The 23034-nt window shown below is 63.1% G+C and carries 23 protein-coding genes and 2 tRNA genes; 6 read left to right on the top strand and 19 right to left on the bottom strand.

The features are described 5' to 3' along the window. The 5 genes from KEC16_RS14305 to KEC16_RS14285 all read right to left on the bottom strand — a co-directional run. Positions 1-229, bottom strand: a 229-nt coding sequence (locus KEC16_RS14305; RefSeq protein WP_211550083.1) for a hypothetical protein, incomplete at its 3' end; no start/stop codon positions are given. A gap of 266 nt (positions 230-495) precedes the next feature. After that, positions 496-572: transfer RNA gene (locus KEC16_RS14300), tRNA-Pro, on the bottom strand. 75 nt (positions 573-647) lie between these two features. Continuing rightward, positions 648-1226 (bottom strand): TMEM165/GDT1 family protein, encoded by a 579-nt coding sequence (locus KEC16_RS14295; protein ID WP_211550081.1) that lies wholly within the window; start codon positions 1224-1226, stop codon positions 648-650. A 291-nt stretch (positions 1227-1517) separates the two neighbouring features. Further along, the gene (gene glnA, locus KEC16_RS14290) at positions 1518-2930 is read right to left on the bottom strand and encodes a type I glutamate--ammonia ligase (protein ID WP_211550079.1); all 1413 of its coding nucleotides are present in this window, start codon (positions 2928-2930) and stop codon (positions 1518-1520) included. Positions 2931-2991: 61 nt separating this feature from the next. Next, positions 2992-3330 carry a P-II family nitrogen regulator gene (locus tag KEC16_RS14285; protein ID WP_211550077.1) on the bottom strand — a complete coding sequence of 113 codons (339 nt, stop codon included), beginning with the start codon at positions 3328-3330 and terminating at the stop codon, positions 2992-2994. Between the two features lie 225 nt (positions 3331-3555). Here KEC16_RS14285 and KEC16_RS14280 point away from each other — a divergent pair, with 225 nt between their 5' ends. Continuing rightward, positions 3556-4713, top strand: coding sequence for an aminotransferase (locus KEC16_RS14280; RefSeq protein WP_211550075.1), 1158 nt, complete (start codon positions 3556-3558; stop codon positions 4711-4713). On the opposite strand, the gene KEC16_RS14275 is transcribed toward KEC16_RS14280, so the two are convergent. Further along, a complete protein-coding gene (locus KEC16_RS14275) occupies positions 4691-5488 on the bottom strand; it encodes an alpha/beta fold hydrolase (protein WP_211550073.1) in 798 nt (265 codons plus the stop codon). The two genes, KEC16_RS14280 and KEC16_RS14275, sit on opposite strands and share 23 nt — an antisense overlap. Before the next feature lie 28 nt (positions 5489-5516). Next, a complete protein-coding gene (locus tag KEC16_RS14270) occupies positions 5517-7439 on the bottom strand; it encodes a PhoX family protein (RefSeq protein WP_211550071.1) in 1923 nt (640 codons plus the stop codon). A gap of 147 nt (positions 7440-7586) precedes the next feature. Here KEC16_RS14270 and KEC16_RS14265 point away from each other — a divergent pair. Beyond that, positions 7587-7663: transfer RNA gene (locus tag KEC16_RS14265), tRNA-His, on the top strand. Positions 7664-7678: 15 nt separating this feature from the next. On the opposite strand, the gene KEC16_RS14260 is transcribed toward KEC16_RS14265, so the two are convergent. The 8 genes from KEC16_RS14260 to KEC16_RS14225 form a co-directional block, all read right to left on the bottom strand. Continuing rightward, positions 7679-8383: an HAD family hydrolase gene (locus tag KEC16_RS14260; RefSeq protein ID WP_249209200.1), complete on the bottom strand. Its 705-nt coding sequence runs from the start codon at positions 8381-8383 to the stop codon at positions 7679-7681. Further along, a complete protein-coding gene (cobD, locus tag KEC16_RS14255) occupies positions 8380-9363 on the bottom strand; it encodes a threonine-phosphate decarboxylase CobD (RefSeq protein WP_249209199.1) in 984 nt (327 codons plus the stop codon). The genes KEC16_RS14260 and cobD overlap by 4 nt, the downstream gene beginning before the upstream one ends. Next, a complete protein-coding gene (locus tag KEC16_RS14250; RefSeq protein WP_211550067.1) occupies positions 9360-10472 on the bottom strand; it encodes a CoA transferase in 1113 nt (370 codons plus the stop codon). Before KEC16_RS14250 ends, cobD begins: the two co-directional genes overlap by 4 nt. Before the next feature lie 51 nt (positions 10473-10523). Continuing rightward, the gene (locus tag KEC16_RS14245; protein WP_211550065.1) at positions 10524-11306 is read right to left on the bottom strand and encodes an enoyl-CoA hydratase-related protein; all 783 of its coding nucleotides are present in this window, start codon (positions 11304-11306) and stop codon (positions 10524-10526) included. 60 nt (positions 11307-11366) lie between these two features. Continuing rightward, a complete protein-coding gene (locus KEC16_RS14240; protein WP_249209198.1) occupies positions 11367-12044 on the bottom strand; it encodes a DUF2189 domain-containing protein in 678 nt (225 codons plus the stop codon). Between the two features lie 173 nt (positions 12045-12217). Beyond that, the gene (locus KEC16_RS14235; RefSeq protein ID WP_211550063.1) at positions 12218-12505 is read right to left on the bottom strand and encodes a hypothetical protein; all 288 of its coding nucleotides are present in this window, start codon (positions 12503-12505) and stop codon (positions 12218-12220) included. A gap of 51 nt (positions 12506-12556) precedes the next feature. Then, the gene (locus KEC16_RS14230) at positions 12557-13012 is read right to left on the bottom strand and encodes a GNAT family N-acetyltransferase (protein ID WP_211550061.1); all 456 of its coding nucleotides are present in this window, start codon (positions 13010-13012) and stop codon (positions 12557-12559) included. 4 nt (positions 13013-13016) lie between these two features. Further along, the gene (locus tag KEC16_RS14225) at positions 13017-13709 is read right to left on the bottom strand and encodes a hypothetical protein (protein ID WP_211550059.1); all 693 of its coding nucleotides are present in this window, start codon (positions 13707-13709) and stop codon (positions 13017-13019) included. A gap of 248 nt (positions 13710-13957) precedes the next feature. On the opposite strand from KEC16_RS14225, the gene KEC16_RS14220 reads away from it, so the two are divergent. The 4 genes from KEC16_RS14220 to KEC16_RS14205 all read left to right on the top strand — a co-directional run bounded on the left by KEC16_RS14220 (position 13958) and on the right by KEC16_RS14205 (position 19139). Continuing rightward, positions 13958-15004, top strand: a complete 1047-nt coding sequence (locus tag KEC16_RS14220) for an MCP four helix bundle domain-containing protein (RefSeq protein WP_211550057.1) — start codon at positions 13958-13960, stop codon at positions 15002-15004. A 92-nt stretch (positions 15005-15096) separates the two neighbouring features. Further along, positions 15097-16128: a UDP-N-acetylglucosamine 4,6-dehydratase (inverting) gene (pseB, locus tag KEC16_RS14215; protein ID WP_211550055.1), complete on the top strand. Its 1032-nt coding sequence runs from the start codon at positions 15097-15099 to the stop codon at positions 16126-16128. Positions 16129-16137: 9 nt separating this feature from the next. Further along, complete coding sequence (locus KEC16_RS14210; RefSeq protein WP_211550053.1) at positions 16138-17097, top strand: Gfo/Idh/MocA family protein; 960 nt, start codon at positions 16138-16140, stop codon at positions 17095-17097. Beyond that, positions 17094-19139 carry an aminotransferase class III-fold pyridoxal phosphate-dependent enzyme gene (locus KEC16_RS14205; protein WP_211550051.1) on the top strand — a complete coding sequence of 682 codons (2046 nt, stop codon included), beginning with the start codon at positions 17094-17096 and terminating at the stop codon, positions 19137-19139. Before KEC16_RS14210 ends, KEC16_RS14205 begins: the two co-directional genes overlap by 4 nt. Positions 19140-19215: 76 nt before the next feature. Here the strand turns inward: KEC16_RS14205 and KEC16_RS14200 are convergent, their stop codons facing one another. From KEC16_RS14200 to KEC16_RS14185, 4 genes are read right to left on the bottom strand one after another with little or no spacing between them, the layout of a single operon-like run. Further along, the gene (locus tag KEC16_RS14200; RefSeq protein ID WP_249209197.1) at positions 19216-20094 is read right to left on the bottom strand and encodes an LpxL/LpxP family acyltransferase; all 879 of its coding nucleotides are present in this window, start codon (positions 20092-20094) and stop codon (positions 19216-19218) included. Next, complete coding sequence (lpxK, locus tag KEC16_RS14195) at positions 20085-21053, bottom strand: tetraacyldisaccharide 4'-kinase (RefSeq protein ID WP_211550049.1); 969 nt, start codon at positions 21051-21053, stop codon at positions 20085-20087. The genes KEC16_RS14200 and lpxK overlap by 10 nt, the downstream gene beginning before the upstream one ends. Beyond that, positions 21040-22305 (bottom strand): 3-deoxy-D-manno-octulosonic acid transferase, encoded by a 1266-nt coding sequence (locus KEC16_RS14190; protein ID WP_211550047.1) that lies wholly within the window; start codon positions 22303-22305, stop codon positions 21040-21042. The genes lpxK and KEC16_RS14190 overlap by 14 nt, the downstream gene beginning before the upstream one ends. Further along, positions 22302-22994, bottom strand: a complete 693-nt coding sequence (locus KEC16_RS14185; RefSeq protein ID WP_211550045.1) for a lysophospholipid acyltransferase family protein — start codon at positions 22992-22994, stop codon at positions 22302-22304. The genes KEC16_RS14190 and KEC16_RS14185 overlap by 4 nt, the downstream gene beginning before the upstream one ends. Between the last annotated feature and the right edge of the window lie 40 nt (positions 22995-23034).

The raw sequence follows: 23034 nt of genomic DNA, 5'->3' as shown, positions 1-23034 counted from the left end.
ATAAAAGCCCGTGCCGCTTCGAGGCCGAAGCTGCATAGACAGAGAAACGCTCTCCACTCTTTCCGGGCAAGTCCAGTCGAAAGATGACCGAATTCCGTGGAGCACCGTTGACCGCGGCGTACTTCCGTCCCCGGATCTCGGTGGTGAACCCCTTGCAGAAATCGATAGCAATGACGAGCGGCGGTTCCGCAGCCTCTGCGTCGAACACCTCCGCCGCGAGCCAAACCATACCTTTCGGTTAGCCCAGGCTTCGGCATCGGCCTTGCGGTCAAAGGTTTTCGATTGTTGGGGAAAGCCTTGGCGGCGAATCTTCGCCTGCCAGCCGATCAGTTCGCCGTCGCGATTGAAGCGTTTGGTGATGGCCGTCACGGGGCGGGACATTCCGGGATAGCGCCTAACGGCTCCGTCTCCCGCATTCGTCCCGCAAATGCAATCACCTGTCTGATCCTGGTGATTGGACCCATCGACAAACCGCAGTTTCCTGCGGTTTGTCGATGGTCGGAGTGAGAGGATTCGAACCTCCGGCCCCTGCCTCCCGAAGACAGTGCTCTACCAGGCTGAGCTACACTCCGGTCGCCTGCGAGGCCGTTCTTATAGCGCCATCCCCCGCCCCCTGCAAACGGATTTTTGCGCTTTTCCGCCGAATATCATCCCAACAGATGCGGGATGCCATCGACCGCCAGCAACAGCGCCAAAATGAAGAAAGCCAAGGCGGCGACAATATGAACCACACGGAGCGGCAACACCCGCGTCGCGGCCTGACCGACCAGCACCGCCGGCACGTTGGCGACCATCATCCCCAGCGTCGTCCCCATGGTCACCAGCAGCCAATCATGGTAACGCGCGGCCAGGGCAATGGTGGCGATCTGGGTCTTGTCGCCCATCTCCAGCACAAAAAACGCCACCACCGTGGTGATGAAAACCCCTAAACGCGGAGCATTTGGCGCCGCGTCGTCATCGACCTTGTCAGGGATCAGCACCCAGATGCCCATGGCGACAAAAGATGCCGCCAGCGCCCAGCGCAGGGCGTCAGGCCCGATCAGCGAGGCCACCCACGCCCCGACAAGGGCCGCACCGGCATGGTTGGCGATGGTGGCGACGAAAATCCCCAAGATGATGGGCAGCGGACGGCGGAACTTGGCCGCCAGCAGCAAGGCCAGCAACTGGGTTTTGTCGCCGATTTCGGCGATGGCGACAATGCCGCTTGAGACGAGAAAAGCTTCCACGGGAACGATCCAAGGCCGGGCAAGACACACAAGGCTGCGACAGTCCCCGCCCGGCCGGACGGAACCCGCAACCCATGGTCTTGCCAAACCGATCCGGCCGAACGCGCCACAGCCCGCTTCTGACGAAGATCGAGCCAAGTCTGTTGACGCGCCCCCTTCTGCAAGCGAAGGCGGCTACTCCCCAAAGGAGGTGAGCAAAATAGCCCTGGTTCAGACATCGCGCAAGCACAGAAAAACCCCGCCGGTTCGCACCGGCGGGGCTGTTCGTACCCTGTAACCCGTCTACTCGGATCAGACCGAGTAGTACATGGTGAATTCGACCGGGTGCGGGGTGTGTTCGAACTTGAAGACTTCTTCGAACTTCAGATCGATGTAGGCCTCGATGAATTCCTTCGAGAAGACATCGCCCTTGCACAGGAAGTCGTTATCAGCGCGGAGCGATTCCAGCGCTTCACGCAAGCTGCCGCACACGGTCGGAACCTGCTTGAGTTCCTCGGGGGGCAGATCATACAGGTTCTTGTCCATGGCTTCGCCCGGATGCACCTTGTTGGCGATACCGTCAAGGCCGGCCATCAGCATGGCGGAGAAGGCCAGGTACGGGTTCGCGCCCGGATCGGGGAAGCGGATTTCGACGCGCTTGGCCTTCGGGCTGGTCGCGTACGGAATGCGGCAGGAAGCCGAACGGTTGCGGGCCGAGTAAGCCAGCAGCACCGGAGCTTCGAAGCCGGGGATCAGACGCTTGTACGAGTTGGTCAGCGGGTTGGTGAAGGCGTTCAGCGCCTTGGCATGCTTGATGATGCCGCCGATGTAGTACAGGGCAGTGTCCGACAGGTCGGCATAGCCCGAACCGGCGAACAGCGGCTTGCCGTCCTTCCAGATGGACTGGTGCACATGCATGCCCGAGCCGTTATCGCCATAGATCGGCTTGGGCATGAAGGTGGCCGACTTGCCGTAGGAAGCGGCGACGTTGTGGACCACGTACTTGTAGATCTGCATCCAGTCGGCGGCCTGAACCATGGTGCCGAACTTGCAGCCCAATTCGTGCTGCGAAGAAGCGACTTCATGGTGATGCTTTTCGACCGGCAGGCCCATTTCGCCCATGATGGTCAGCATCTCGGCGCGCATATCGACCGAGGCATCCACCGGCGGAACCGGGAAATAGCCGCCCTTGACGCCCGGACGATGGCCCAGATTGCCTTCCTGGAATTCCTTGCCCGAGGCTTCGGCGCCATCTTCCGACGACAGCTCGTAATAGCCGACGTTCATGCCGGTCTTGAACTTGACGTCGTCGAACACGAAGAATTCGGCTTCCGGGCCGAAGAAGGCGGTGTCGCCAGCGCCCGATTCGACCACATAGCGCTCGGCGCGCTTGGCGATGGCGCGGGGATCGCGGTCATACAGCTGGCCGGTGGCCGGCTCGATGATGTCACAGAAGATGATCATCTGCGCCTGAGCGGCGAAGGGGTCCATGACGGCGGTAGAGCTATCGGGCATCAGCACCATGTCGGACTGATCGATCGCCTTCCAACCAGCGATGGAGGAGCCGTCGAACATCAGACCTTCGGTCAGCATGTCTTCGTCCACGGTGGAGACGTGCTGGGCAGTGTGCTGCCACTTGCCGCGCGGATCGGTGAAACGGAAATCGACGTACTTGACGTCGTTTTCCTTGATCATTTCAAGGACCTTCTTGACGTTGTCGGCCATGGTCACAATTCCTGTTCGATGTGGAAAAATAAATGCGGGTGCCTTCCGATAGCCGGAAAGCCTAAATGGCGTCGTTGCCCTTTTCGCCGGTACGGATGCGGATCGCTTCCTCGACCGGAGAAATGAAGATCTTGCCGTCGCCGATGCGGCCCGTATGGGCAGCCTGCTGGATGGCTTCGATCGCCCGTTCGACCAAGCCGTCATCAATGACCAGCTCGATCTTCACCTTGGGCAGGAAGTCCACCACGTACTCGGCGCCGCGGTACAATTCGGTATGACCCTTTTGGCGGCCGAACCCCTTGGCCTCGGTAACGGTCAGACCCTGAAGCCCGACTTCATGCAGGGCTTCCTTAACTTCATCCAGCTTAAAGGGCTTGATGATCGCTTCGATCTTTTTCATGAAACCGCGTCTCTCGAAAAGCGTGGAACCAGCGGCAAAGCGCGGGTCATCATTTAGCACGCCTCATGCCAGTTCTGCCACCAAGAAAACTGCGGGCTTTAAGATCAACGCGCCCAAGAAAGTGCTGATTTTTCGGGCATTTCCGCCCAATGAATAGGCAGCTTCCCCCATCTTCGAGATAATGGCAGAGTGCGGGCTCGGAACCACCGTAAAGAGTCCCCCTCGATGCCTCGCGCCAATTCCGTTTTCGCCGCCTGCGGCACCACCATTTTTGAAACCATGTCGCGCCTGGCCCAACGCCATGACGCCATCAATTTGGGTCAAGGCTTCCCCGAGGGGCTGGAGCCGAGCGCGGTGATCGAACAACTGGCGCGGGCGGCGGCCGATGGCCCCCATCAATATCCGTCGATGATGGGCCTGCCGGCCCTGCGCCATGCGGTGGCGGCGCATGAATGCCGGTTTTGGGGCACCGGGGTAAGTGAAGCCGAAGTCATGGTGACGTCGGGCGCCACCGAGGCGCTGGCCGCCTGCTTGTTCGCCCTGATCGAACCGGGCGACGAAGTGGTGGTGCTGGAACCCCTTTACGATTCCTATCTGCCGATCATCCGCCGGGCCGGCGGCGTGCCGCGCATCGTCCGACTACAGGCCCCAAACTGGTCGTTGCCGCGCCAGCAATTGGCCGATGCCTTCGGCCCCAAGACCAAATTGATGATCCTCAACAGCCCGGCCAATCCGTGCGGCAAGGTGTTCGACGCCGACGAACTGGCCTTTATCGCCCAATTGCTGGAACGCCACGACGCCATCGCCATATGCGACGAGGTCTACGAGCATCTGACCTATGACGACCTGCCGCATATTCCGCTGATGAGCCTGCCCGGCATGCGTCAGCGCTGCGCCAAGATCGGTTCGGCCGGCAAGATCTTCTCGCTCACCGGCTGGAAGGTCGGCTGGGTGGTGGCGGCGCCGGAATTACTTAATCCCATCGCCAAGGCGCACCAATATTTGACCTTCACCACCGCCCCGGCCCTGCAAAGCGCCGTCGCCTGGGGCCTGAACCACGCCAGCGCCTATATCGCCAGCCTGCCCGCCACCCTGAGCGCCCGGCGCGACCGCTTGGCTCATGGCTTGGCCGCAATCGGCCTTACCCCCCTGCCCTGCCAGGGATCGTATTTCCTGTCGGCGGATTTCCGCCCGCTGGGGTTTAGCGGGACCGACCTGGAATTCTGCGTCCATATCACCGAAAAGGCCGGAATCACCGCCATCCCCATCAGCGCATTCTTTGAAAGCGCCCCCCCTGGCGATTACGCCCGCTTTTGCTTCGCCAAGACCGACCAAGCCATCGACGAGGCGTTACGGCGTCTCAGGCGTCACTTTGGCGGGTAAGCCAATCCAAGATCAGCGCGGCGCACGGCCGCCAGTAATGCTGGTCCGCCATCAGCCCGTGGGGAGCGCCGGGCAAAACGTGCAATTCGGCCCGCCAATGGTGCGCCGTTTCGGTGAACGCGCTGACCGGCAGGAATTTGTCGGCATCGCCGCCAATCACCAAGGCCGGCACCGCCGTTCCGGCCGGGGGCCACGGCCGCGGCGGCATCAATAATTCGGCGCTGACCCGCGTCGATTCCTTTTGCAAATGGTCCATCATCCACGCCACATGGGCCGGATCGGTCTGATCCGAGAACAACGCCCGGTGCATGATCGCCGCCGACACCACCCCCGGCCCCAGGCTTTGCAACAGACCAAGCTGGAACAAGACATCCGGGGCATGGGCCATCATGTGCAGGCTGGATGAGCCCAAGCCCGATGGCGGCGTCGAAGCCAGCATGACCAGCCCGGCCACCGGATGGCCGGCGGCAACCACATGCTGGGCGATCAGCCCGCCCATGGAATGGCCGATCAAAATCGGCGGGCGGTCAAGGGAATCGACCAGCAAGGCCACATCGGCGACATAATCGGCCAACGACGCCCATTCGACACTGCCGCTGGAACCGCCATGCCCCCGCAGCGACAAGGCGCGACATTCATACCCTTGCCCGGCGAAGAACGGCAGGAAAGTGTCGGCCCAGATCCAGGCGGCACAGTACGACCCATGGACGAAGAGCAGCGGCGGATGGGAATCGCCCACCGCCGCCGCCGGCACATGAATAACTTCCAGGGTCACGGGCAGGCTCCGGTTTGATTTCCCGCCATCATGCCGAGGAGCCGATCACCCCGCCATCCTTTTTGGTGATGGCCACCACCGACGGGCGCGGCGGCATGCCGGCCTGGAAATCGGGGAAGCGCGTCGATGGCGCGTCGAAGGTCGACCCCTTGTCCTCACCCGGATGCTGAACGGCGACGAACAACGTCTTGCCATCGGGGGTGAACATCGGCCCGCACATCTCCGCCCCGCGCGGACAGGCATAGAAAAACCGCGACAACGCCCGGAACGGCCCTTCGGTCTCCATGGCGTACATGCCGTCGGGAATCCCGTTCTCGGCCTGGGACGATCCCTGATCGGTGGCTATCCACAACCGACCGGCGGGATCGAACGCCATGTTGTCCGGCGCCGACATCCAGCCGGATGGCGATGTCTGCGGATGATAGCGGCCCTGGTCCTTGGGACCGGCCAACAAGAACACCGTCCAGGTGTATTCCAGCGCGGTGTGATCCACATGGCCGTCCACGCGTGGCGGGATCATCTCGATCACGTGACCATGGGCATTGTTGGCGCGCGGATTGGCGGCGTTGGTCTGTTCTGCCTGGCGCTTGGTGTTGTTCGTGCACATCATGTAGACCTTGCCGGTGACCGGATTGGTCTCGACATCCTCGGGCCGGTCCATCGGGGTGGCGCCCATCAGATCGGCGGCGCGGCGGGCGTCGATCACCACATCGGCCTGGGAATTGAAACCATGATCCCGGTTCAGCAAAGCGTTGCCGAAAATCAGCGGCAGCCAGGTCAGCCGGCCATCGTCGTGGAACTTGGCCACATATAAGACGCCGTCATCCAGCAAGCGCAGATTGGCGGCGCGATTGCCGTGGTCGATCTTGCCATGGGTGACGAAGCGGTACAGATATTCGAAGCGCTCGTCATCCCCGGTATAAACGCTGACCCGACCGTTGCCGTTGACCACCACGTTGGCGGCTTCATGCTTGAAACGGCCCAGCGCCGTGCGCTTGACCGGCACCGATCGGGGATCGTGCGGATCGACTTCCACCAGCCAGCCGAAGCGGTTGGGCTCGTTCGGCTCGGTGGCGACGTTGAAGCGATCGAAATGCTTGCCCCAGGAATATTCCGGCTTGCCGACGATGCCGACTCGCTTGTGCGCCGCCGCTTCCGCCCCATGAGGGACGCCCGAAAAATATTGATGGAAATTCTCTTCCGCCGTCAGCACCGTGCCCCACGGCGTCAAGCCACCGGCGCAATTGTTCAAGGTCCCGCGCAAAGCCAGACCGCTGGGATCGGCCGTGGTCTTAAGCCGGTCATGGCCGGCGGCGGGGCCAGACACCGCCATCGGCGTCTCCACGGTGATCCGGCGGGCATAGACGGAATTTTCCACCACCCGCCAGTTTCCGGCCAGTTTCCGCACCTCGATCACCGACAGACCATGGGCGGCCAATTCGATTTCCGCCTGTTCCCGCGTTACCTTGGCGACCGCGTCCTTGTCGGTCAAGCCGGGGAACATCAGCCAGGAATCGGTATATTCGTGGTTGATCACCAACAGCCCGTGTTCGGAATGATCCGATCCAAGCGGCAGCGGACAATAGCCGATATGATCGTTGTTATAGCCGAATTGCCGGGCCTGAGCGGCGGCGCTTTGGCGCAGCGGATCGAAAGCCGGCGCATCGGCGGTGACCTTGTCCCCCCAGCGGATCACTATCTGGGCGTCATAGCCCGCCGCCACCTGATGATTTTCGGCGATGGTGTGCGGCGCTTCGGCGAAGGTCAGGCTGGGACCGGCCATGCCCGCCGCCCGCGCTTCGGCCGAGAACGTCACATGGCGCACCAAGGCGGTGGCGGCCATGCCGCCAAGCACGGCGCGGCGCGACAAGACGCTGTCGATGATGCTGGCGAAATCGGGTTCAGCCGAAGCGTTGACGCCGATATCTTCCGGGTCCATGTCGGGGGCCATGCGCGATCTTCCTTGGTTCACGGAAACATGATCGCAGTCTAATCAAGCCTCCGCTCACCGGGGTGAAGATTGCATGACACGAAAAATAGACAAATCGCCCCTTGACGAGCCCCCCCGGCGTTAGGTACACATGCGGCCTTCGCGGTGGCGGGTGTAGCTCAGTCGGTTAGAGCGCCAGGTTGTGGTCCTGGATGTCGTCGGTTCGAATCCGATCACTCGCCCCATCCCCCCCTTTCGGGTCAGGCCCTGTTTTTCAGCCCGGACAGCCAGTCCGGCAGCTGCATCATGCTGTCCAGCCGCGCATAATGCGGATGCCCCAGCGGCGGCTCGGCTTGTTCATGCGCCCAGACCGGACCGGCATACGGGATGTGCACCGCCCACGCCCCGGCGGCCAAGGCCGGCACGATGTCGGACCGCACCGAATTTCCGACCATCACGCATTCTTGCGGCGTGACGCCGTGCTTGGCGAACAGGCGGCGATACAACGCCTCATCCTTTTCACTGACCACCTCCACCGCCTCGAACAGCTCGGCCAGCCCGGAACGGGCCAGCTTGGCCTCCTGGTCCATCAGATCACCCTTGGTGATCAGCATGATCCTGAAGCCCTGCCTTTTCACGGTGGCGACAGCCGGGGCAACGCCGTCCAGCAGATGGGCGGGATGGGCCAGCATTTCCTTGGCGCGAACGATCAATTCCTCGATCACCGCCACCGGCACCTGCCCGTCGGAAACCTTGATCGCGGTTTCGATCATCGACAGGGCAAAGCCTTTGATGCCATAGCCGAACAGGGCAAGATTGGCGATTTCCGTCGCCAACAGCTTTTCCGCCAGATGATCGGCCGGACAATAAGGCGCCAGCAATTGCTTGAAGCGGTCCTGCGTCGCCCAGAACAGCGGCTCGTTATGCCAAAGGGTATCGTCACCGTCGAACGCCACCAGCATCATGTCAACGCCTGTTCCAGTCGCCGCAACGGAGCCTCGCCGCCGGGCAGGCCGAAGCGCAGCCATGTGGGCCGCAAGGCGAAGGCGCGGACCAAGATACCGGCGCGGCCCAGACGATCATAAAGATTGCCGGCATCGGGATGTTCCACCAGCCGGAACAGACTGGTTCCGCCCAATCCGTGCAGCCCCGCCTTGGTCAGCACCGCATCCAGACGGCCGGCGGCGTTGGCCAGATGGGCACGGCTGGCATCAGCCCAGACCCGATCAGAAAGCGCCGCCGCGCCAATGGCCAGCGCCGGCCCCGAAACCGGCCAAGGCCCCAATTGTGCCGCCACCGCCGCCAACAATTCGGGCGCCGCCAGACAAAAGCCCAGACGCAAGCCGGCCAGACCATAGAACTTGCCGAACGAGCGCAGCACCATTAGGCCAGAACCCACATGGCCGGCCCCCACATGGCTGGCCACCGACAGATCGGGGGCAACGTCGGCAAAGGCTTCGTCCACCACCACCAGGGCGAAACGTTCGCTCAGCGCCTGGATTTCGGCCACGGTGAATTGACGGCCATCGGGATTGTTGGGATTGACCAGCACCACGACATCGGCGCCGGCGGCATCGGCGGGGATGGCCACTTCGCTCACCGCATGGCCGGCGGCCTTCCAGGCGGCGACATGCTCGCCATAGGTGGGCGACACCACCGCCACCCGGCGCGGCGACACGCTGCGGGCCACGGCCTGGATCAGGGCGGAACTGCCCGGCCCGGCCAGCACCTGATCGACCGCACAGCCATAAGCCCCGGCGGCCGAAGCGCGCAAGGCGGTCTCTTCCGCCTCACCCGGCAGACGCCGCCAGGATTCAGCCGGCAGATGCGGCAGCGCGTAAGGCCAGGGATTAAGGCCGGTGGACAGATCCAGCCAATTGTGTTCCGGCTTGCCCCAGCGCCGTTCCGCCGCCGCCAGATCGCCACCATGAATGGGAAGACTCATCGCCATGTCGCCAATACCGCCTGAATGTGATCTTCCTTGAACGGCCGGCGATGCCGTGGCCGCGCCCCATCCAAGAACACCGGCAGCAGCACTTCGGCGATATCATCGCCATCCTGGCCCACCCGCACCAGATCACGGTCTTGCCACTGCGGGTGCGCCGCCACTTCCGTTGGATCAAGCACCGGCTCGAAACAGCAATCGGCCGGACACAGCAGCGCCGCCCACGCGTCGCGGTCGCGCGTCAGGAACAGGGCTTCCAGTTCGGAAATCAGTTCATTTTGCGGCATAGGTTCCGATTGCCGGTGAATCCATTCCTCGCGCCCGACGGCAACACAAAAGGCGCGCCAGAACTTTTCCTCGATGGCCCCCAGGACGACGAAGCGGCCATCCCTGGCCCGGTAAATCCGATAAAAGGCGGCGCCGCCATTGATGATGTCGTCTTCGCGCCGGGCCTCGCCACGACGATGGGCGGTGGTCAGCACCCCGCCCATCCATGACAGCGCCGCTTCCGACAAGCTGATATCCAGCCGCGCCCCCTTCCCGGTGCGGCCCCGGCGCAGCAGCGCCGCCAAGATCCCTTGGACCGCCAGCATGGCCCCGGCATGATCGGCCAAGGGCGGAAAAGTCATCACCGGCCGGGCGGCAATGCCGCTGGCGGCCAAACCGCCGGTCAGCGCCACATAGGTCAAATCATGGCCGGCGACCAAAGCGTGCGGCCCGGTCTGGCCATAGCCGGACAGCGAACACTGGATCAGACGCGGATTGAGCCGCGCCAATTCGGCCGCATCAAAGCCCAGGCGGTCCAGCACGCCGGGACGATAGGCTTCGACCAGCACATCGGCGACGGTCAGCAGCTTGGCCAGGGCGGCCTTGCCCTCGGCGGTCTTAAGGTCCAGCCGCACCACCACCTTGTTGCGGTTGGCCAATTTATAGAACGCGGTGGTGCCGTCGGCGTCCACCGGGCCCATGCTGCGCATGGGATCGCCGGCGGGCGGCTCGACCTTCACCACCTCGGCCCCCAGATCGGACAGCCACTGAGTGGCATAGGGGCCGGGAATATATTGGGTCAGGTCCAGAACGCGGGTCCCGGCAAGACATTCGGCAAGCATGGAAAAACCTCCACTGACGGACCATCAGGGAAGCAGGCCCGTCCGCCGGGGTCAAGTGCTCCAGGTCGGTTTACGCTTTTCGGTAAAGGCGGCCAGCCCCTCGCGGCCTTCGTCGCCGGCGCGTTGCTCCGCGAAGCGATGGGCAATCAGGCGCATCAGATCGGGGCCGTGCTCGGCCGCGTCGATGACGCGGATGGCTTCCTTGGAACCGGCCTGAGCTCCGGGCGCCCCCTTCAGGCAGGCCTCGACCATGCGGTCGCGGGCCTCGGCCAGATTGTCCGCGGCCAGCACCGCATGCACCAGCCCCAGCCGGAACGCTTCCCGCGCATCGAACCGTTCCGCCGTCAGCCAATAGCGCCGACAGGCGCGGGCCCCCATGGCGGCGACAACCTGCGGGCCGATAATCGTCGGCTCCAGCCCCAGGCGAACCTCGGTCAGGGCAAAGCTCGCCTCTTCCGAAGCCAGGGCCACATCGGCGGCGGCGACCAAGCCAACGCCGCCGCCCAGGGCGGCACCGTTGACCACGGCGATCACCGGCTTGGGACAGCGGTCGATGGCGTCCATCAGCACCGCCAGCATCATGGCGTCACGCTGATTGTCTTCCTTGGAGGACCCGGCCGATTGGCGAACCCAGCCCACATCCAGACCGGCGCAAAAGCTTTTACCCTCGGCTTCCAAGACGATGACCCGGACCGCCTCGGCCACCCCCAGCTTCTGGAAAGCCTGAGTCAGGTTGATCACCTGTGCTTCGTCCAAAGCGTTATGAACCCGAGGGCGGGTCAACGTCACCGTGGCGACCGCGCCCTCAATTTTCACATGCAGACCATTTTCCATCAGCAAGCCCCCGACGGCACATCCACCCCGCCGCCACAATGCGCCTGCCCGGAAAAAATGTCACTCCACCAGATCACGATAAGCATGCCAAGAGGCATGGCCGATCAACGGCAAGGTAACGATCAGCCCAACGAAGAACAAAGCCATGCCGAACAAGGTGAAAAAGCTGATCAATCCAGCCCACAACATCATCGGCCGCCAGTTCCGGCGCACCGCGTCGACGCTGGTCAGCATGGCGGTCATGGCGTCGCATTCGGGACGATGCAGCAACATGGGCACGGCGATGGCGGTCATGGCGAACACCCCGGCCGCCAGCACCCCGCCGCTGATCAGTCCGACCAGCAAAAAGGACAAGCTTTGCGGCGACAGCAAGATCGTATCGAGCACATGATCAAGCGAAGGCGGGGCCGAACCGAAGAACAGCATGAATTCCAGCATGGCCAGACGAACCCAGGCGAGAAAGGCGATCAGCAAGAAGGCGCCCACCAGGGCGATCTGGGTTCCGTTGCGGCGAAAGGCGGCCACGATATCGCCAAAGCCCATGCCGGCGCCGTCTTCCAGCCGGCGGCTGGCTTCATAAAGCCCCACCGCCGCCACCGGCCCGACCAAGGCAAAGCCGAACATCAGCGGCAAGATAAGATAGCCGAACCCGACCGCCTCCAGGCCGTAGAACAGCAAGAAGCCGATGGCGGTGAACAGACCGCCATAAAGATAACTGACGGCGGGGCTGAGACACATGTCCCGCCATCCCGCCGACAACCATTGCCAAGGATGATTCAAGGTGATGGGGCGCACGTGTATGGGCAACACGGCCCCTGTACGGGTGACGGTATGCATCTCCGGTCCTCCCTTGAAGGCGATACGCTTCAAGGCAAGCACATGGGGATTGGCAATCCCGACTTAAAGGGCTGTCAATGCCCGCAGGAACAACCGCCGCCACCGCAATCGTCATCATCACCGTCGCCCGACGTTTCCGGCCCAGAATCGTCTTCGCGGAAGATGGCGCCCTGATAGATGCGCACGCTGCGCTCGTCCAGGCTGGCGTCGATGAAATTGCGGCCATCTTCGTCCACCCGCATCTCCATGCCCAGGCGGCCTTGCTCGATGGCGGTGATGACCTCGGTTTCGCTGGTATCGAACGCTTTGGCGACGGCGCCGACCAAGGCATTGATCTCGTCAAACATTTCACGGTTTTCCATGGGGCCTCCCAACATGCGCCGAGGCCTTATAGCCAAACCACCGGGCCGCTGTCACGCCTCAAGCATGAAATGCAGAAATTCCTCGGTCGAGGGCGCCGGTCGAAAGCCGCAGCGCCGGAACAACGCTTCGCTGGCCTGATTGCCCGACCGCACCGCCGCCAGCACCCGCGCGCCAGGATGACCGGCGCGCAAGACGTCGATCGCGGCAGGCAACAACCGCCGGCCAAGCCCATGACCGCGCTGGGCCGGCGTCACGGCAATGCTGACTTCCCATAAATCCTTGGCCGCATCACGGTTGAAGCGCACGAAGCCGCATGGCTGGGGGCCGAAACATCCGATCAGAAACAAACAATCAGGGTCCCCGATCACCCGCGCCAGCCAGCGGCAATGGTCGTCCCAGCCGATTTCGCCGCTTTGGCGCGATTGCGCCCGCGTCACCGCATCGTTTCGCCATGCCAGCAAAGCGGCGGCATCATCGAAGATGGCATGGCGCAGGGTCAGGGGCACAAGATCAGGTCCGCAGATTGACGAGCGAGCCGCGCGCCAAGGCCGAGGACTTGCCCCCGGATTGCGACAAGCTCGACAAAGCCTGCACCAGCCCCTCGCTGATGCCTTTGTTATAGCTCAACCCCTGGGCCGCCGTGGCCAACACGTCATAACGGGCCGAGACTTGCTGAATCGCCGCGTCAACCGCCACCTTGGCCGCCTCGGTCGCGGTTTGGTCGGCCACGCTCAGCCCCGACAAGCCTAAACTTTCGCTGTCCAGGGGTTGGGTGGCGATGGTGACGACCCCGCCCAAAGTGGACGTCTGAATGCGCACCGTCGAACTGGGGTCCGAAATCAGGTTCAAACCGCCGACAGCGGATTGAGCCACGGTCTGATCAATACCGGCAATCAACCTGCCGATATCCGATTGCACGGAAAAACGGGTTGCATCGGTGCGCTGGCTGGGAATGGAAAGACCATCGGCAACATCCAGCTTGCCGCGCAAGGCATAAAGCGAATCCAGTATCGTCCCGGCCCCGCTGACCGCCGCCTGCGCCGCCAGCCGCCCCTCGGCCAAGGTGAAATTACGACTGCTGGAACCCGTCTGTCCGGCGGCACTGTTGGCCACTTGGCCAAAGCGGCGGAACGCCGCACCGGTGACTTGCGTCACCGCATACAGATCATCCAACCTGCCGACAGAACGCGATACCGCTTCCATGACCGTGCACTTTCCGTCACGCCGACCGCCCAGTCCGCAGGAACGTACAGGAACATACGGGGGCGGTTGCATTTCTGCCTGGGGATTATACCACCAGCAGACCCGCGCATTCAACTCGGGCGAAAAAGCTGACGACTTTCACCGCCGCCAGTGTTATATTTTGGGCTGGACAAGCAGAAAGTGCAGGTCCTTGTTTGCACAGCCACCCAGACACAGGCGATAGAACGTCGACCTAAGGCAGGTGATCCATGGCCGTCTCATCCTTACTGCAAACGCAGTTCAACCTTTATCAGGGCACGTCCGACAACAGTCTTCTGCGCGTCAAATTGGCGCAGGCGGAGCGACTGAAAAAGGAATATGCGGCCATTGAAGATAAGTATGACGGCTCGGTTCAAGCCAGTTACGAAGCCAAGCTGGAGGCGGCGGTCGAAGCCAAGGCCGGCATGTCCAAGTCGTTGCAGCAGGTGCAATCGGCGCTCGGCAAGATGGACGACATCCGCAACAAGCTGTTGGAGATGCGTTCCGCCGCCAATATCGGATCGGCCGAAGCGTTCGACTACGCCTATTCCACCTTATCGACCATGGTGGGATCTTCCTGGTTGGACAGCGACAACCTGATAGCCAACAACCGGACCTCGTCGATGACGTGGCCGGAAAAGACCAGCATCGCCTTTGGCGGCGGCTATCAGGTGCAAGTGACCAATTACTTCCTTGGCAGCGATTACGCCATCGAGCTCGATGACGGAAGCGGCGCCGCGCGCCCCAACCTCAGCACCAACAAGCTGGAAGGCGGGTCCCTGGAAGGCGTCGACTTCGCCGACATCACTAATCCGGTCATCAACGGCGACCAGATCAGTTTCGACGTCGGTGGCACCACCTATACCGGCACCTTGCATCGGGGCGGTGGCGGCGTCATGAACGCCTGGTCCTATGAAAACTTCGCCGGCTCCGATCCGGATGCGGCCAGAAGCTTGGCCATGTCCGACATTGACGACGCGCTTGAGCGCATCCGCAAGGCGGAAACCCAGTGGAACATCGCCGGGGCACAGCTGGAAAGCGCATTCAATCGCTTGGGCGTGGCCCAAGACGATGCGCAAAAAGAGTTCGAGGAAATCTCGTACGAGCAACTGGATGCCAAGAATGCCGAGAAAAAGGCCGCCAAGGCTCGGTTTGACTTGGCCACCAACGGCTTGGCCCTGACCGCCAGCCGCTCGACCGATTTCATCTATCAAATGTTCATAAGCAGCCCCATCGCCGATAAAAAGAGCATCCTTGAGATCGTGGGCGGTTATTGACGCATCCGGCTTCGCGCCAGCGAAATATTAACCTTTATCCAGCCATGCTTGCGCACGGATAGAACGTCCGCCTTTCGTACGCGAGGTTTGCCTTGGCCATTCTCAACAGTTTTCGTCATGACATCGACACCAAGTTGGACGGAAAGTCCGTTTTGGTCACCGGCGGCACCGGATCGTTCGGTCGTCAGTTTATCAAAACCGTGCTTGAGAGCTATAAGGTCGGCCGCCTGATCGTCTTTTCCCGCGACGAACAAAAGCATTTTGAAATGCAGCGGCATTTCCCCGAAGACAAATACCCAGCCATCCGCTACTTCCTCGGCGACGTCCGCGACTTTGATCGCCTGAACCGTGCCTTTCGCGGCGTTGATGTGGTCATCCACGCCGCTGCGCAAAAGCACGTGCCGTTGGCTGAATACAACCCGACCGAGTGCCTGCACACCAATGTGTGGGGGGCGGAAAACGTGGTCCGTGCCGCCATCGACAACAACGTCGAAGCGGTGGTGGCGCTATCCACCGACAAGGCCGTCAACCCTGTCAACCTGTACGGCGCCAGCAAGCTGGCGGCGGAAAAGGTCTTTGTCGCCGCCAACAATATCGCCGGCCGTGCCCATACCCGCTTTTCCGTCGTCCGTTATGGCAACGTCGTCGGCTCCAAGGGATCGGTGGTGCCGTTTTATCAAGACCTGCTGGCCGGCGGCGCCGATCATTTGCCGATCACCGATGCCCGCATGACCCGGTTTTGGATCACCTTGCAACAAGGCGTCGATTTCGTCCTTTCCAGTTATGCCACCATGAAGGGCGGCGAAATCTTCATTCCGAAGATTCCGTCCATGCGCATCAGCGATCTGGCCACCTGCCTGGCCCCCAAGCTGCCGCACAAGATCATCGGCATTCGTCCGGGCGAAAAACTGCACGAAGTGATGGTTTCAGAAGAAGAAGCCCGCACCACCCGCGAATTGGCCGACCGCTATCTGGTCTATCCGGCTTTGTCGTTTTGGACCCAAGCCGATATGCCGGCTGACGCCAAGCACGTCCCGGAAGATTTCCGCTATGCCAGCGACACCAATGATTGGTGGCTGAGCGACGCCGAATTGTTGAGCATGATCAGCCGCACCTTGCTGTAGGAGGTTGCCATGATCGCCGTGCTGGGCCTGGGCAGCATCGGCATGCGCCATGCCCGCAACGCCCTGGCCCTGGGTCAGGACGTGATCGGCTTCGACCCTGCGGCTGAGCGCCGGCATCTGCTGGAAGCCGCGGGCGCCGACGCCACCGACGATGGCGCTGACGCCATCGCCCGCGCCCGCGCCGTCGTCATCGCCACCCCATCGGAATGCCATTTGGACGATCTGGCCGATTGCCTGGCCGCCGGCCGTCATGTCCTGGTGGAAAAGCCGTTGGCCCATCGCGCTGCCGGCTTGGCCGCTCTGCTTGATCGGGCCGAGAAAGAGGGTTTGGTGGTGGCGGTGGCGATGATGCTGCGGCTACATCCGGCGGTGATCCGCGCCCGCGCCATTTTGGCGTCGGGCGCCTTGGGGACGCCGCTCTGGGGGCGCTTTCTCGCCGCGCTGTACCTGCCCGAATGGCGCCCCGGCCAAGACTGGACCCAAGGCTACGCCAACGATCCGCGCACCGGCGGCGCTTTGTTCGATTACATCCACGAAGTCGATTTAGCCACCCATCTGTTGGGACCGGCACAAGCGCTGGCCTGCGTCGCCGGCCATTCCGGCACGATTGGTCTGACCGCCGAAGACAGCGCCGATGTGATCCTCGGCCATGCCGGAATCATCCATTCCAACATCCACGTCGATTACGTCACCCGTCCACGCCGGCGTTTCGGCGAAATCGCCGGCACCGCCGGCCTGTTGCGGCTGGACCTGGACAACCGCCGCGTGGAATGGCACGACACCAGCGGCCGGATCATCGAAGACACCCAATACCCCGGCTCTTATGCCGATGATTACCTCGCCGAGATGGCCGCGTTCATCGCCGCCATCGGCCCGCACGCCCCGTCACCGCCCTGCACCGGCCGCGAGGCCTTGGCGGTGCTCGAATGCCTGATTTCCGCCCGCACCCTAGCCGGATTACCCACATGAAGACCGTCGCCATCATTCAGGCCCGCCTGTCCTCCACCCGTCTGCCCGGCAAGGTGTTGCTGCCGTTGGCCGGTCGACCGGTGTTGGAATGGGTGGCGCGCGCCGGCCAGGCCATTCCCGGCATTGACGCCGTGGTCATCGCCACCAGCGATCAGCCCGATGACGACGCGGTGGCCGCCTGGGCCGATGGTTACGGCATTGCCTGTCATCGCGGTCCGCTTGATGACGTGCTGACCCGCTTCGCTCTGGCCGCCCAGGCCGAAAATGCCGATATCCTCTTGCGCCTGACCGGCGATTGTCCGTTGCTTGACCCGCAAGTCTGCGGCCAGGTTCTGGCCTTGTTGAAGCGGCAAGGCCTGGATTATGCCAGCAACGCCGCGCCGCAGACTTGGCCCGACGGATTGGATTGCGAGGCTTTCACCCGCGCCGCCCTGGACACCGCGCGGACCGAGGCCATCGCCCCGGCCGAGCGTGAGCATGTCACCCCCTTCATCCGCGACCGCCGCGACCGCTTCCGCGTCGGCGGTCTGCCCAGTCCGCTGCCCGGTCTGCACACCGAACGCTGGACCCTGGACGAAAGCCGCGACCTGGAATTCCTGCATCACGTCACCGCCTTGTTGCCTGACACCAGCCGGCCGCCATCGCATCTTGAAATTCTGGCGGTACTCGACGCCCATCCGGCCTTGCGCAGCCTCAACGCCCGTATCGTCCGCAACGAGGGCGCGGCCAAAAGCTTGCGCGAAACCCCGCCGCCGCCGTTCTTTGGCACGAAGGCCTCGGCCACATGGCTGGAACGGGCGGAAAAGGTCATTCCGCTGGCCAGCCAAACCTTTTCCAAAAGCCGCATTCAATACCCCGAGGGCTCGCCCCTGTTCCTCACCCATGGCCAGGGCGGCCGGGTTTGGGATGTCGACGGCAATCGCTATGTGGATATGGTCTGCGGTCTGTTGCCGGTGGTCTTGGGCTATCAGGACCCCGACGTCGATCAGGCCATCCGCGATCAATTGGCCAACGGCATCTCGTTCAGCTTGCCCACCACTTTGGAAACCGAACTGGCCGAACGCCTGACCCGCCTTATTCCCTGCGCCGAAAAGGTCCGTTATGGCAAGAACGGCACCGACGCCACCAGCGCCGCCATCCGTCTGGCCCGCGCCTTCACGGGCCGCGACCGGATCGCCACCTGCGGCTATCACGGCTGGCAGGATTGGTATATCGGCGCCACCTCGCGCCACAAGGGCATCCCAACGGCGGTGCGTGACCTGACCCACACCGTGCCCTACAACGATCTGGCGGCGGTGGATAAGCTTTTCAGCGCCCATCCCGGCCAGTTCGCCGCCCTGATCATGGAACCCATGAACGCGGTTGATCCCGCCCCCGGCTATTTGCAGGGATTGAAGGATCTGGTCCACGCCCATGGCGCGCTGCTGGTGTTCGACGAAGTCATCACCGGTTTCCGCTATGCCCTTGGCGGCGCGCAATCGCTGTTCGGCGTTACCCCCGATCTCGCCTCGTTCGGCAAGGCCATGGGCAACGGCATGCCCATTTCCGCCATCGTCGGCCGGGCCGAGGTGATGCGAGAAATGGAAGATGTGTTCATTTCCGGCACTTTTGGCGGCGAGGCCCTGTCCTTGGCCGCCGCCATCGCCACCATCGACAAAATGGAACGCGAGCCGGTGATCGAAAAATTGTGGAACTTGGGGGCCACCCTGGCCGATGGCGTCGCCGCCCTTACCGTCAGGCATGGACTGGCCGAGGTGATTTCCCTGGTCGGGCGGGCGCCGTGGAAAATCATTGCGGTCAAGGATCATCCGGCCGCCCGCAAGGAAGCGATCAAGACCCTGTTCGCTCGTGAAATGCTGCATTCAGGCGTGCTGTTCCTGGCCAGCCACAACGTCTGCTATGCCCATGACAGCGACGACGTCGCCACCGTGCTGGGGGCATGGGACCGGGCCTTGGCCAAGGTGGCGGCGGAACTGGCCACCGGACAATTGGAAGCCCGCCTGCCCTACCCCGTCGTCATGCCGGTATTCCAGGTAAGGTAAGGTAAGGCCAAATCCCCGCGCGTGAAACCCATGGGGATTTGGTTTTAGACATAGCGACCGTCACATGGCGACAGGATCAGTTCTCGGGCCAGCGTTTGTGCAGCCACAGCCATTGGCCGGGCCGTTCGCGCACCCATTCACCGATCTGGTCGTTGATGGTGTTCATCAGGTTCAGCGTGTCCTGGTGGGCGTCGCCGGACAAGGTTTGCAGCACCGGCGGAAACAAGGTGATGCGGAACCGGGCGCCGCCCAACCGTTCCACCCGCGCCGGCACCACCGGGCATTTGAAACGCACGGCGAAACGCCCGACCGCCGGAGCGGTCATCGCCTCACGTCCCAGGAAGGGGACGGCGATGCCGTCATTCATCTTTTGATCGACCAGCATGCCCACATGGCCGCCGGTCTTCATCACCTCCATGATCGCCCGCGCCCCCTCTGGCCCCTTGGCGATCTGCCCGCCGCTGGCGGCGGCGGCGCGATACCGCCGGTACAAAGCCTCGGTCCAGGGATTATTGGCGGCGCGATAGACCAAGGTGATGGGAACGCCTTCGCGCATGGCGCACAGGCCCGCCAGTTCCCAATTGCCCAGATGGGCGGAAACGAACAGGCCCGGCATGCCGTCATCGCGCAGGGCGTGGATATGCTCGACCCCGATCACCTCGACCCGATTGTCCATCAGCCAGTCCAAATGCGGAAACTCGCCGACCACCCGTCCCAGATTTTCCCACATCTCAACAATGACGGTCTCGATTTCCGCGCGGCTTTTATCGGGGAACGTCCGCGCCAGATTGCGCCGCGCCACCGCCGAGACCTTGAGATGCGGCCCGATGATCCGGGTCAATCCCCCAGCCAGCCCCGAGGCCCAATCGACCGGCAGATTACGCAACACGGCCAAAAACATCCCGGCCGCCAGGGCTTCCAGTCTTTGCCGCAACGGCTTGGAAATCAGCGCCATGACAAACGCTCCAACAGATGATCCACCGCCGTCGGGTCTTGCCACTGCAAGCTGACGGTCAGAACCTGAACCCGCCCCCGCAGGTCTTCGGGCAGACGCACCGCATCCTTGGCGGTGGTCACCGCGATCGCCCCCTGGGCCGCCGCTTCATCCAGCAATTCAAGCACCTCGCCCCGACCATAGGCGTGATGATCGGTGAAAGGATAGGCGGCCACCACTTCGGCCCCGCATTGGCGCAATGTGGTGAAAAACTTCTCGGGCCGACCGATGCCGGCAAAAGCCAGAACCTTGGCCCCGCGCAAAGCCTGGGCTTCGGGACCGGGCACAAGGCGGGCGCGCAGCACGGGCAAAGCCCCGATCCAAGCCGCGACGCCGGCGTGATCGTCACCGATCAGCACCACCGCATCGGCACGGGCCAGCCCTTCGGCCACCGGTTCGCGGCAGGGACCGGCGGGAATAACCCGGCCATTGCCAAAACCATAGCCGCCATCGACCACCACCAGCGCCAGATCATGGCGCAACGAACCGTTTTGGAAGCCGTCATCCATGATCAGCGCCTCGGCCGCCAATTCGGCGGCGGCGATGGCGCCATCGGGGCGGCATCGCGACACCCAGGTGGGGGCATGGGCGGCCAGCAGCAAGGCTTCGTCGCCGACGCGTTCGGCGTTGTGGCGCAGCGGATCGACCAGACGCGGCCCGACCTCGGTACCGCCATAGCCACGAGTGAGAAAATGCGGTTGATGCCCCCGCGCCCGCAGGTCGGCGGCCAAAGCCAGGCAAACCGGAGTCTTGCCGGCGCCGCCAGCGACGATATTGCCGACGCAAATAACCGGCATGGCGGCACGAAAGCCGCCCCCCGCTTGGCGTTTGCGGCGGCCGCCCCAGGCATACAGACGCGCCAACGGCGCCAGCAGACGTGCCGGCCACCCCTGATGGCGCCAGAATTCAGGCGCGCGCATCCAACGCCTCCAACCAGGGACGCAATGCGCCGATCACCGCATCCAGGGCACCGGCCTCGGCCTCGCTCCACCCCAGGGCGGCGGCGCGTCGATCCCGCAATATTTCCGGAGCGGCCAGCAATTTTTCCACCGCCTGGGTCAGCGCGACTTCGTCCGCCACCGTTTCCGCCGCTTTGGCGGCCAGCATGGACGGCACCATGTCGGGAAAATTGCTCATGCGCGGGCCGAACAGAACCGCCGCCCCCAGCCGCGCCGGTTCGAACGGATTCTGCCCCCCCTCGACACACAGGCTTTTGCCCATGAACACGATGGGGGCCAGCCGATAAAACAAGCCCAATTCCCCCATGGTGTCGGCGATATAGACACCATCATCAACGCCGTCGCCGGCTGAACGCCGTCGCGCCGACAGCCCCAAGGCTTTCAACTCGCTCTGGATTTCGCCGCCCCGGTGGGGATGGCGGGGGACGATCACCGTCAACAAGCGGGGAAACCGTTCGGCCAGATGGCGGTGGACACGCCCCACCAACGCCTCTTCGCCGGAATGGGTGCTGGCGGCCAACCATAAGGGCCGGTCGCCCACGCCGTGGCGCAGACGCGCCAATTCCACCTCGTCGCAAGGCAATGGCGGCACCGCCTGTTTCAAATTGCCCACGCACCGACAATCGCCGCCGCCCAAGACACGCAGCCGCTCGGCGTCGCCCGGCGTCTGTCCCAGGCATAAATCAAACCGGCCCAAGATGTTGGCGATAAAGCCCGGCGCTTTTTTCCACCCATCCAAGGAACGCGGCGACACCCGCCCTTGCACCAGGATCAGCGGCAGCCGGCGGGCCTTTATTTCGCAAAGGATATTGGGCCAAAAATCGGATTCGGCCCACAGCACCAGATCGGGCCGCCAGTGATCAAGGAAACGCCGGATCCAGGCGACGCGATCCACCGGCACGAATTGATGAATCGCCCCGGCCGGCAATCGCTCCGCCATCAGCGTCGCCGACGACACCGTGCCGGTGGTCATCAGCACCCCCAGCTTGCGCGCCAGCAGACGATCAACCAACGGCAACAACGACAAGGCCTCGCCGACGCTGGCGGCGTGCAGCCAGACCAACGGCCCCGGCGGGCGGGATTGGCTGGCAATTCCCTTGCGTTCGGGAAAGCGTCGCGGGTCTTCCTTCCCCCGCGCCATCCGCCGGTTCAGATAAATCGCGATGACAGGCCCCAGCACGCGTGAGGCGATCCGGTAAAGTCCATACATCATGCCGGCGCCACCGGCTCTTGCCCCATCAAGCCGTCGGCCCGGTCGGCCATGGCGTTCAGGGTCTGCTCGATGTGCTGGCGCAAGGCCTCGACCTGATCGACATCGGCATCGCGCCCGACCCAGATCGGCTCACCCCAGATGAACACGCCGCGCCCGAACGGCCGCGGCACCAAAAAGCGATCCCACGACCGCAGCAACGGACGCGGCGACACCGAATAGGTCAGCGGAATGATCGGACATCCCGACAGCTTGGCCAAGGTGATGATGCCGTCGGTGGCCCGCATGCGCGGCCCCTTGGGGCCATCGGGAGTAATGCCGACGCATTCCCCCGCTTTCAGCAGCCGCATCATCGCCCGCAGCGCCGCGACGCCACCGCGAGACGTCGATCCGGTCACCGAACCGATGCCGAAATAAGCCGACGTCCGCACGATCAACTGGCCGTCGCGATGTTCACTGGCCAGCATGTGGATGGGCACGCCCGGTCGCCAGCTTTTCATCATCATCAGCAAGCGGCCATGCCAAAAGGCCAGAATGAACGGCTTGTCCTGATCCCAAAAGGCAACCGGGATATGGCCGTTTTCCACCTGCCAACGCCCGGTCAGCCAAATCAGCCGGATGTACTGCGCCGCCAACCAGCACAGAAAGCCTCGGATGGTTTCGTTCTTACCGATGCGCTTGGCCAATCCCACGCAGGATTCTCCGTTCTAACGCCCTGATCCAGACCAGCCC

Origin of the sequence: Magnetospirillum sulfuroxidans, from assembly GCF_018224925.1 — a bacterium.
Classification (GTDB): domain Bacteria; phylum Pseudomonadota; class Alphaproteobacteria; order Rhodospirillales; family Magnetospirillaceae; genus Magnetospirillum; species Magnetospirillum sulfuroxidans.
Note: the sequence above shows the minus strand (reverse complement) of the source record. Positions and strands in the feature narration are given on the sequence as shown.